The following is a 9958-nucleotide window of genomic DNA, read 5'->3' as shown; positions in this document are numbered from 1 at the left end:
GGCGAGGCGGCGCCCATCCTCGCAGGCGCGTCCGGTGGTCGGCCGCACGAATCGGGAACCCCGCCGACGGTGAGCGCCGACCTCCCCGCATTGCACCAGCCGGTCTGGCCCGATGCCGAAGCGGCACGGCGCAGCACGGATCGGCTTCGGTCCCTGCCACCGCTGATCGACTCGGCCGAATGCGAGGCGCTGACCGCCGATCTGGCCGCCGCGGCCCAGGGGCGAGCGTTCGTCCTCCACCTCGGAGACTGCGCCGAAACCTTCGAGATGTGCGATTCACAGTCTCTGACCATGAGGCAGGCACTCGCGGTCGCCTCCGCCGCGGTGCTGAACTACGGGTGCGGGCTGACCCCGATTCCGATCGGCCGCATCGCCGGCGCCTACGCGAAGCCGCGATCCCGGCCGATCGACCAGAGCACCGGATTGGGTTCGTATCTCGGCGACATGATCAACGGCTTCGACTCCGACGCCGCGAGCCGGATACCCGATCCGGGCCGCATGGTCGACGCCTACTTTCACGCGGCGGCCACGCTGAATCACCTTCGTGCCCAACCGATTCCGGCGGCCCGAGTACCGGCCCGGCTGATCAGGCAGGCCGCGGACGTCTGCGCGGAGGGCGCCCAGGCGCGGTTGCTGCGCGATGTCGCCGACCTGGTGGATGTGACCATGGCGGCCCCCGGCGGCGGCCGTGACCAGCACAGTTCGCTGCCCGGTATGCGGGTGTCGCACGAAGCGCTCCTGCTCGACTACGAGCTGGCCCTGACCCGTCGCGGGCACGACGGCCGCTGGTGGGACTGCTCGGCGCATCTGCTGTGGGTCGGCGAGCGGACCCGCGATCCGGCACACGCGCACATCCGCTTCGCCGAACTGATCGCCAACCCGATCGCGGTCAAACTCGGCCCGGCCACCCGACCGGCGGACGTCGCGGACCTGTGCCGCAGGCTCAGTCCGGACACGGTCCCCGGCAGGCTGACCTTCATCCCCCGCCTCGGTGCCGAGCGCGCCGAGACGGTGCTTCCCGCACTGCTGGAGGCCGCGGCGGATACCGGCACACCGGTCTGCTGGGTCTGTGATCCCATGCACGGCAACACATTCGTGACCGAGCAGGGATTCAAGTCCCGGCATGTCGATGATGTGACGGCCGAGATCCGGGCCTTCTTCCGCGCCTGTCGCGCTACCGGCGTCGCCCCCGGCGGACTGCACCTGGAAACCGCTCCGGAACCGGTCACCGAATGTGTCGGCGGCTGGCAGGGCCTGCGCGAGGACGAACTCGCGAACCAGTACGACACGCGGTGCGATCCCCGGCTCAATGCCGCCCAGACCCTGCAGTGCGTCACCGTCGCGGTCGAGGAGTTCAGGTCGTGACCGCAGACAACTGCTCGCGCACCAGGACGGTCGCGCGCACGACCCTGCTGACCGCCGCACTGGCCGTCGCGTTCGCGACGACCCCGGTCGCTCAGGCCGACCGCACCGTCACCGTCTGCCGGGTGGATGCCTGGGAACCGGCGCGGGAGCATACGATCGACGTTTCCGAAGTCGAAGCCACGGCCCTGCTGGCCGTGACGCCGACCTATCCCGGTCCGTGCGCGGAATACGGGCAGAGCGCGAGTCTGGGCAACGGCCGAATCACGGCCTACTCCCAAACCGACAGCGCCGGAAAGCCGTTGGCGATCGGGATGGTAGCCACCGACGGCGTATACGACGCACTGCCGCACGACCCGCCGACGGGCGGACTGTACTGTCACGACAAGAATGCCGACGGCGCCGTCGATCCCCACCACGAGTGCGCGGGCGGCTACGAGAACGCGCTGCCCTTGAACGACAACCTCACCCGCCGAGACGACATACCGTTCACCTATGTGCTGGCGAACTGGAACCCGCACGGCCACGTCCCGATGGGCGTGTGGGACAAGGCCCATTTCGACGTCCACTTCTATCTGAACGACAACGCCGAACGGCTGGCGATCCGAACCGGCCCATGCCTGCAGATGACCGACTGTGCCGACTACGCACTCGGAAAGAACCTGCCCGCGGCGAGATACCGGCCGCCGAACTACGTCGACCTCGACGCGATCGAACCGGCCATGGGCCAGCACCTGATCGACAAGACCACCCCCGAATTGAACGGCGGCCCGTTCACCCACACGTTCATCTACGGCAGCTGGAATGGCGAGATCACGTTCTACGAGCCCATGGTGAGCCTGGAGCAGTACAACGGGCTGCGCTCGGGAACGATCGGGGATTCCTGCACGCCGATCGAACAGCCGCAGGCATGGCAGCAGGCCGGGTGGTACCCGACCAGATATTGCCTGCGTCATCGCGCCAACCGGGCCGAAACCCTCACGACCCTGGAGGAATTCGTCTACCGCCGGGCAAGCTGACGCCGCGCCGCTATCGCACCGAACTGGTACTCCGGTATCCGTCACCGATCGCCCGCAGCTCCTCCGGCGTCACCACGTCGTCGATTCGGTCGAAACCGCCGGGAGCGCGCTCGGCCACGAGGCGAAGAATCCGATCCATCGGCATATCCCGGTTGGCCAGGACGGTCTCGTTGGCCGACGCCAGTCGCGCGGTTTCGTAGGCGGCCAGGCCCGCCGCCGGGTCGGCCGCGTCCCGCAGCGCCGTGGCCACCGCCGCGGCGTCGAGGATCGCCTGCGAGCCGCCGTTGGAACCGATCGGATACATCGGATGGGCGGCATCGCCCATCAGGGTGACCCGGCCGAACGTCCACCGCGGCAACGGTTCTCGGTCGACCATCGGATACTCGAGAATGCGCTCGCTGCCCCTGATCAGCGCACCGATGTCCAGGCCCGCCAGCTCCCAGCCGTCGTAGTGCGGCAGCACGTCCTCGATCCGGCCGCGGTGGTCCCAGTTCGCCACCGAATCACCGCTGCCCGGAAGCCGGACCTCGGCGACCCAATTGATCAGGGCACGCCCCTGCCGCCTGGCGGCCTCGGATATCGGGTAGGCGACGAATTTCGCGGCATGATTACTGCCGCCGAAGATCATGGTCGCGCCGGACTCGAACGGCCGAGATATGGTGGTGCCCCGCCACATCCGGATACCGTTCCACGCGGGGCCCGGCTCATTCGGATACAGACCGGCCCGGACCGCGGAATGCAGGCCGTCGGCACCGATCAGCACATCCGAGTCGAATTCGACAGTGGTACCGCGGATTCGATCGTGCAAGGTGCTGTGCACCCCGTCTCGATCCTGGGTCATGGCGACGAACCGCAGGCCGGTACGCACGGCGTCCGGCCCGAGTCGCTCCCGCACCGTCCGCAGCAGCAAGTCCTGCAGCTCGCCGCGGTGCACGGAATACTGCGGCCACCGATGCCCCGCCGCGACGCCGCGTGGTTCCCGCCAGATCTCGTTGCCCCACCGATCGAAATGCACGACCTCCGCTGTCGCGACAGCCGTGTCGGCCAGCTGTTCGCCCACACCGAGTTCGACGAGCTTCTCGGTGGCATGCGGAAGGAGATTTATCCCGACACCCAGCGGCCGCAGTTCGGCGACCGCATCGACGACAATCGCCTCCATCCCCACCGCATGCAGGCTCAGGGCCGCCGACAATCCCGCTATTCCCGCACCCACTACCAGAACTCTCATCGCGACGAAACAATACCGGCACCGCACCATATCCGCTGTCCAGCAGAGATGTTCTTCGCGTATTCATCCCGGACCCGGCCGGGACGTACGGCCTGCAACGATTCGCTCCGATCGGGCGGGTGTCGAGTTACGGTCGGCTCGTTCGTCATTCTCTACAGCACCGTAACCGTGGGAGGTCCCTGTGCAGTACATGCTGCTGATCTACAACTGCGAGCGGCCCGAACCGGACGATCCGGGCTTCGCCGAGGCGCTGGCCCGGGTGAACGCCTTCGCCGACGAGTGCCGCCGCCGGGGCGTGTTCGTCTCCGGGCATCCGCTGCAGGCGGAGCATACGGCCACCACGGTCAGCGTCCGGGGCGGCCGGACGCTGATCACCGACGGCCCGTTCGCCGAGACCCACGAGCATCTCGGCGGCGCGTACGTCCTCGACTGCCGCAGCCTGGACGAGGCCCTCGAGCTGGCCGCCCTGTGCCCGCTGGCGGAGGTGGGCTCGATCGAGGTGCGGCCCGTAGCCGGTGTGCCGGGCCTGGACCACCGTCCGGCGGATGCGGCGGCCGACGGCGAATGACGGTCGCGCCCGTCCTGCGGCAGGTGTACGGGGAGCATCGGGTCCGGATGCTCGCCGCCCTGATCCGCGCGCTCGGCGATTTCGAACTCGCCGAGGATGCCCTGCAGGACGCCTGCGCGCTGGCGCTGCGCAAATGGGAGACAGTGCCCGACGATCCGGTGGCGTGGCTGCTCACCGCGGCGCGCAACAGCGCGATCGACCGGCTGCGGCGGGCCCGGCTCGGCCGGGAGAAGCTCGCTCTGACCGGCGATCGGGCCGGGGTGGAGACGATGGTGGATTTCGAGGAGGACAGCCTGCTGCGCGCGGGCGACGAGCGGCTGAGCCTGATCTTCACCTGCTGCCATCCCGCCCTGTCCGAGGAGGCGCGGGTCGCGCTGACCCTGCAGGCGGTGGCCGGGCTGACCGCCGCGCAGATCGCCCGCATGTTCCTGGTCGGCGAACCGGCCCTGGCGCAGCGGCTGGTCCGCGCCAAGCGCAAGATCCGCGATGCGGGCATCAGCCTGGAGGTCCCCGCCGACCATCTGCTGCCCGATCGGTTGTCCGGCGTGCTCGCGGTCGTCTATCTGATCTTCACCCAGGGCTACACCGCCCCCGAGCACGGCGCGCTGTGCCGCGAGGCGATCCGGCTCGCCGAACTGGTCGCCACCCTCATGCCCGACGAACCGGAAACGCTGGGGCTCGTCGCATTGCTGCTGCTGCACGACTCGCGCCGGGCGGCCCGCTACGACTCCGGCGGCGACCTGGTGCTGCTGGAGGATCAGGACCGTTCGCGCTGGGACCGCGCCGAGATCGCCGAGGCCGTCGGGGTGCTGGATCGCGCGCTGCGCCTGGGCAGGCCGGGGCCGTATCAGCTGCAGGCCGCGATCGCCGTACTGCACGCCCAGGCTCCGGCGCCGGAGCGGACGGATTGGGCGGGTATCGCCGCCCTCTACGCCCAGGTGCTCGCGATCGATCCGTCTCCGGTGGTGGCGCTGAATCACGCTGTGGCAGTGGCGATGTCGACCGGACCGGAGGAGGGTCTGGCGTTGATCGACGGGATCGAGGGCCTGGATCGCTACCACCTGCTGCACGCGGCGCGCGCCGATCTGCTGCGCCGCCTCGGCCGGACCGCGGAGGCGGCCACCGCGTACCGGCGGGCCCACGAACTCGCGGCCGACCCGGCGGACCGGCGGTTCCTCGCCCGGCGTCTGCTCGAACTCGATCAACCGGAGCACGGCTTTGAGGCTTAACGACAGTAAAGCAAGATAGATTCGAGAAAAGTCTCACTCGAACCTTCAAAGATACGATTTAGGCACATGAGCCTGGATATTCGAGAATTCGCCACCCCGCCGTGTGAGTTGCTGGCACTGGGTGAGCCCGCGCACCCGACACAGGAACCGGCCTTCGGGGCGATCCGGAACGAGCTGTTCGAATCGCTTGCCGGACAGGGCTTCCGGTCCATTGCGCTGGAGACCGACCGCGTTGCCGCGCTGGCGGTGAACGACTTCGTCCAGGGCGGCGCGGGCACCCTGGACGCGGCGATGGATGCGGGCTTCTCGCACGGCTTCGGGGATCTGGAGGCCAATCGTCGACTGGTCGCCTGGATGCGCGCGTACAACGAGGGCCGCCCGGCCGGACAGCGGCTGACACTGCACGGATTCGACGCGCCGACGGAGAACACCAGCGCACCCAGCCCGCGCCGCTATCTCGAATTCGCCTGCGCCTACCTGGGATTCGATCTCGACCTCGCGAGCCTGCTCGGCGCCGACGAACGATGGAGCCGCGCGGAGGCGATCCTGAATCCGGCGATGTCGATCGGCGCCGGGTCCGATGCCGTGCGGCTGCGGGCGGTGGCCGACGATCTGCTCACGTCGCTGTATATGCGCGCGCCCGAACTGATCGCGGCGACCTCCCGCGCCGACTGGGACCGGGCGCGCATCCAGCTCGCCGCCGGTCTCGGCCTGCTGCGCTACCACCGGCAGGCCGCCCGGCAGGTCGAGGAGAGTGCGCGGATATCGGGCCTGCTGGCCACCCGCGACGTGCTGATGGCGCAGCACCTGCTCGACATCCGCGACCTCGAGCGGCAGCGCGGCGCGACCCTGGTCTTCGCGAATATCGCGCACCTGCAACGCAATCCGAGCAGCATGCGCATGGCGGGAATGGACGTCCGCTGGTCCTCGGCGGGCTCGATCCTCAGTTCCCTGCTGGGCCGCCGGTACGCCGTCGTCGCCGGTAGCCTCGGCCGCAGCGCGGCCCTCGGGCTCGGCGAGCCCGAACCCGGCACCTACGAGGGCTTCCTCCAGCGCCGTACCACCACGCGGAGCCTGACGCTCACCGCCGAGATCCCGCCCGCCCATATCCGCACCGATACCGGGCCGGGGCTGGCCCATGCGCCCCTGAGCCGGGAAATTGTCGACTCGGCCGACGCGATCCTGCACGTCGCCGCCGTGTAGGAGCGAAATCCGCTGCCGCTCGGCCTAACTGATCGGCACCGCGCCCAGGATCGGTCCGTAGCCCCAGTCCAGCAGGCGCTGGGCGTCGGCGGCGGCCGCGGCCTCGTCGTCCGGTGAGCTGTGCAGGACCACGCCGATCAGTGGCACGCCCGCCCGGACCGCCCCGAACAGCAGGCAGGTTCCCGCGGCGTCGGTGGATCCGGTCTTGATGCCAGTGGTGCCGCGGTAGTCGTGCAGCAGCAGATTCGTTGTCTCCCAGACATGATCGCGATTACCCGGCCCCGCGGGCACATGGTACGTCGGCAACTTGACGATGTCGCGGAAGACCGGCTGGTTCATCGCCCGCAGGCCGAGCGTCACCAGATCCGCGGGGGTGGAGTAGGTGGAATGGCCGGTGGGGTAGGGCAGCCCGCTGGCATCGGTGAAATGCGTACTCGCCATGCCCAATTGGCGCGCGGTGTCGTTCATCTTCGCGATGAACGCCTCCTGTCCGGGACCGTACGCCTCGGCGAGCGCGTAGGCGGCGTCGCAGCCGGACGGGAGCAGCATCGCGTACAGCAGCTGCCGCGCGGTGAGCACCTCGCCGGGAACCAGGTCGGCCGTACTGGCGCCGAACTTGTTGTCGTAGGCGATGATTCCCTGCGGCACCGTGATCGGGCGCTCCAGGTCACCGGCGTTGATGACCACCAGCGCCGTCATCACCTTGGTGATGCTGGCGATCGGTGCCGGAGTGTGCAGCTGCCGCGACCAGAGCACCGTACCGGTGATTCCCTCGGCCAGGGCCGCCCCCGTCGCCTGCAGCCCGTCCGGCTCCGCAACCGGCCAGGCGGGCAGCTGACTGTGGGCGGGGACGACGGCGGGAGCGGCCGCCGCCGTATGACCGGCCGCGACGACCAGCGCTCCCGCGACCACGGCCTGCAACACTCGGGCAAATGTCCGCATCGGCACATTGTGCCGTCCGGAACTGCGGATAGGTGGGATTTGGCGGTCGCCACACCGATGATGGGCAACCGCGTGGCATGGGACCGGCTCCCGAACCGAATATCCCCCGTCCTTCGGCGGGATCGGGATCAGACCGCGATGGGATCCGGGTGCTCGCCGTCCTTGCGGTATCGGCCCGGGGCCACCCCGAATTCGCGTTTGAAGGCCTTGGCGAAGGCGAACTCCGAGCCGTATCCCACCTGCCTGGCGACCACGGCGATCGAGTCTCCGCCGTCGCGTAAACGCTTGGCGGCGAGGATCATTCGCCATCGGGTCGCGTAGGACAGCGGCGCTTCGCCGATCGTGGCCGCGAAGCGACGGGTCAGGGTCGCTCGCGATACCCCGGCCGCGGCGGCCAGCTGCTCGACCGTCCACGCCCGTTCGGGGGCGGCGTGGATGGCCCGCAGCGCGTGTGCCACGGGGACGTCGCGGAATGCGGCGATCCATCCGGTGGGCGGGGCATCGGCACCGTCCTCCTCGAACCACGCCCGCAGGATGTACAGGAGCATGGCATCCAGCAGCGACGGCAGCACGGCGTCGGATCCCGCTCGCGGACTGGACAATTCGGCCGCCAGCAGGTCGATCGCACCGCGCAGGGACGGATGCCGGCCCAGCCGGGCGGGGAGGTGAACGAAGTCCGGCAGGCCGTCCAGCATCGGATGCGGATGACGCCGGTCGAGCGCGTACGCACCGCACAGCAGCACGCTGCGCGGCCCGGGTCCCGGTATCTCCCGGGGCTCCCCGGGATGGGCGACCTCGCTGACGGGCGTGGCGGGGTCGTCGGCAAGGACGTGTTCGGCACCCCGGGGCATGAACACGACGTCGCCGACGCCGAGGGCGATCGCGTCACCGCGGCGCGGGCGCAGCCAGCACGATCCCTGCAGCACCACATGGAATCCGGCCCCGGGCACCACGGGGTAGTCGCGTCCCCAGGGCGCGTGCCGGACGAACAGGCCGGAGCTGGGGCTGCCCGTGCGGATCGCGGATACGGCGTCGGAGAGGATGTCCACGCGCCCGACTATACAACGGACGCTGTGAGCGTTTTGGATATATTTTTGCGGCCATTTACCCATGTCCCAGCTCAACTTCGATTCATAAGTTGGTCACATCGCCAACGACGAAACGGAGTTCGGACATGAAGATCGCGGTATACGGCGCCACCGGCCACGTGGGCGGCTACATCATCACCGAGCTGCTCCGGCGCGGCGTGCGCCCGGTCCTCGTGGGGCGGAGTGCCGCTCGGCTGCGTGCGGTCGCCCCCGGCGATCGTGCCGAGGTTCGCGTCGCGGCACTCGACGACCATGCGGCGCTGACCGCCGCGTTCGCCGGCGCGGACGCGGTGATCAGCAGCCTGCCCGCCTACGTGACCCACGGCGCGCCGATCCTGGCGGCGGCGCTCGCGGCGGGCACGCACTATGTGGATCTGTCCGGCGAACAACTATGGCTGGACCGGGTTTTCGGTGAATTCACCGCGACCGCCGAGGCGGCGGGCGTGACGGTCGTCCCGGGTGTCACCGACAGTAATCTGCCGGGCGATCTGCTCGGTTACCTGGCCGCACGCCGGGTCGGCGCACCGGCGGAGATCGTGATCAGCCATCGCACCCTCAGCGGCGGTGAGGGATCCCGCGGCAGCGCGCGGACGGTGCTGGCGAGCCTGGATTGGTTCCGCGACGGCGGCTGGCACTACGAGGACGGTGAACGGTGCCGCGGTCCGATCGATCGGCACACGTCGATGGTCTTTCCCGGTGCCACCACGCCGACGGCGGTGTCGAAGTTCCCCCAGCCGCCGGTGCTGACCATCCCGCGCCACACACCGGTGCGTTTCGTGGCGGGAGTGCTCGACGCGCGGATCCACGCGGCGGTCGGCGGCGTGACCCCGGATCTCGTGGAGACCCTGCCCGCCGCGCCGTCACCCGATGCCGACATGCGGTATCACCTGGTGGTGGATGCGTTCGCCGCCGACGGCCGCACGGCCCGCGGCGTGCTCAGCGGCGTGGATTCCTACCGGGACTCCGGACTCATGGCTGTGGCGGCCGCTGTCGAACTCGCCGAAGGGAATTCGGCGCGGCCGGGTGTCCTTGCCGCCGCCGAGGCGTTCGACCCGTCCGCATTCCTCGACGGCTTGGCGCCGCACGGGATCGGCTGGCGGCTCGGCGATGAGAACGGTCGATGAACGTCAGTTCGTTCCGAAACCTGTTCGCCCCCCACCGCATTAGGAAGGCGCGGGCGCGCGTCCGCGGCGCAGATTCCGCTGGGCCCGGCGGGCCGGGCCGAGGTGCGCCGGATCGTCGACCTCGACGGCTGAGCGATGGGCCCGGCCGAGTACATCGACGAGGTCTACCGGGCCGAATTCGGCCGGGCCCTGGCC

The 9958-nt window shown here is 69.6% G+C and carries 9 protein-coding genes; 6 read left to right on the top strand and 3 right to left on the bottom strand.

What is annotated here, in order from left to right; translation table 11 throughout:
• Both QH290_RS29120 and QH290_RS29115 read left to right on the top strand, forming a co-directional pair.
• The coding region (locus tag QH290_RS29120; protein ID WP_280386370.1) for a 3-deoxy-7-phosphoheptulonate synthase at window positions 1-1365 on the top strand (1365 nt) is incomplete at its 5' end.
• Complete coding sequence (locus QH290_RS29115) at window positions 1362-2381, top strand: hypothetical protein (RefSeq protein WP_280265390.1); 1020 nt, start codon at window positions 1362-1364, stop codon at window positions 2379-2381. The genes QH290_RS29120 and QH290_RS29115, both read left to right, overlap by 4 nt.
• 10 nt (window positions 2382-2391) lie before the next feature.
• Here the strand turns inward: QH290_RS29115 and QH290_RS29110 are convergent, their stop codons facing one another.
• Window positions 2392-3609, bottom strand: coding sequence for a flavin-dependent oxidoreductase (locus tag QH290_RS29110; RefSeq protein WP_280386368.1), 1218 nt, complete (start codon window positions 3607-3609; stop codon window positions 2392-2394).
• Between the two features lie 190 nt (window positions 3610-3799).
• On the opposite strand from QH290_RS29110, the gene QH290_RS29105 reads away from it, so the two are divergent.
• The 3 genes from QH290_RS29105 to QH290_RS29095 all read left to right on the top strand — a co-directional run bounded on the left by QH290_RS29105 (window position 3800) and on the right by QH290_RS29095 (window position 6609).
• Complete coding sequence (locus tag QH290_RS29105; RefSeq protein ID WP_280265413.1) at window positions 3800-4177, top strand: YciI family protein; 378 nt, start codon at window positions 3800-3802, stop codon at window positions 4175-4177.
• Window positions 4174-5406, top strand: a complete 1233-nt coding sequence (locus QH290_RS29100) for an RNA polymerase sigma factor (RefSeq protein WP_280386367.1) — start codon at window positions 4174-4176, stop codon at window positions 5404-5406. Before QH290_RS29105 ends, QH290_RS29100 begins: the two co-directional genes overlap by 4 nt.
• 66 nt (window positions 5407-5472) lie before the next feature.
• On the top strand, window positions 5473-6609 hold the full coding sequence (locus tag QH290_RS29095; protein ID WP_280386366.1) for an erythromycin esterase family protein: 1137 nt from the start codon (window positions 5473-5475) through the stop codon (window positions 6607-6609).
• 24 nt (window positions 6610-6633) lie between these two features.
• Here QH290_RS29095 and QH290_RS29090 read toward each other — a convergent pair whose 3' ends face one another.
• Entirely contained in the window at window positions 6634-7551 is a 918-nt protein-coding gene (locus tag QH290_RS29090) for a D-alanyl-D-alanine carboxypeptidase family protein (RefSeq protein WP_280265386.1), read from the bottom strand.
• A 128-nt stretch (window positions 7552-7679) separates the two neighbouring features.
• On the bottom strand, window positions 7680-8600 hold the full coding sequence (locus tag QH290_RS29085; RefSeq protein ID WP_280386364.1) for an AraC family transcriptional regulator: 921 nt from the start codon (window positions 8598-8600) through the stop codon (window positions 7680-7682).
• 125 nt (window positions 8601-8725) lie between these two features.
• On the opposite strand from QH290_RS29085, the gene QH290_RS29080 reads away from it, so the two are divergent.
• Window positions 8726-9763 (top strand): saccharopine dehydrogenase NADP-binding domain-containing protein, encoded by a 1038-nt coding sequence (locus tag QH290_RS29080; protein ID WP_280386362.1) that lies wholly within the window; start codon window positions 8726-8728, stop codon window positions 9761-9763.
• The last annotated feature ends 195 nt before the right edge of the window (window positions 9764-9958 follow it).

This window comes from Nocardia wallacei (genome assembly GCF_029869545.1).
GTDB lineage: Bacteria > Actinomycetota > Actinomycetes > Mycobacteriales > Mycobacteriaceae > Nocardia > Nocardia wallacei_A.
The sequence above is the reverse complement of the archived record's forward strand: the minus strand, read 5'-3'. Positions and strand labels throughout refer to the sequence as shown.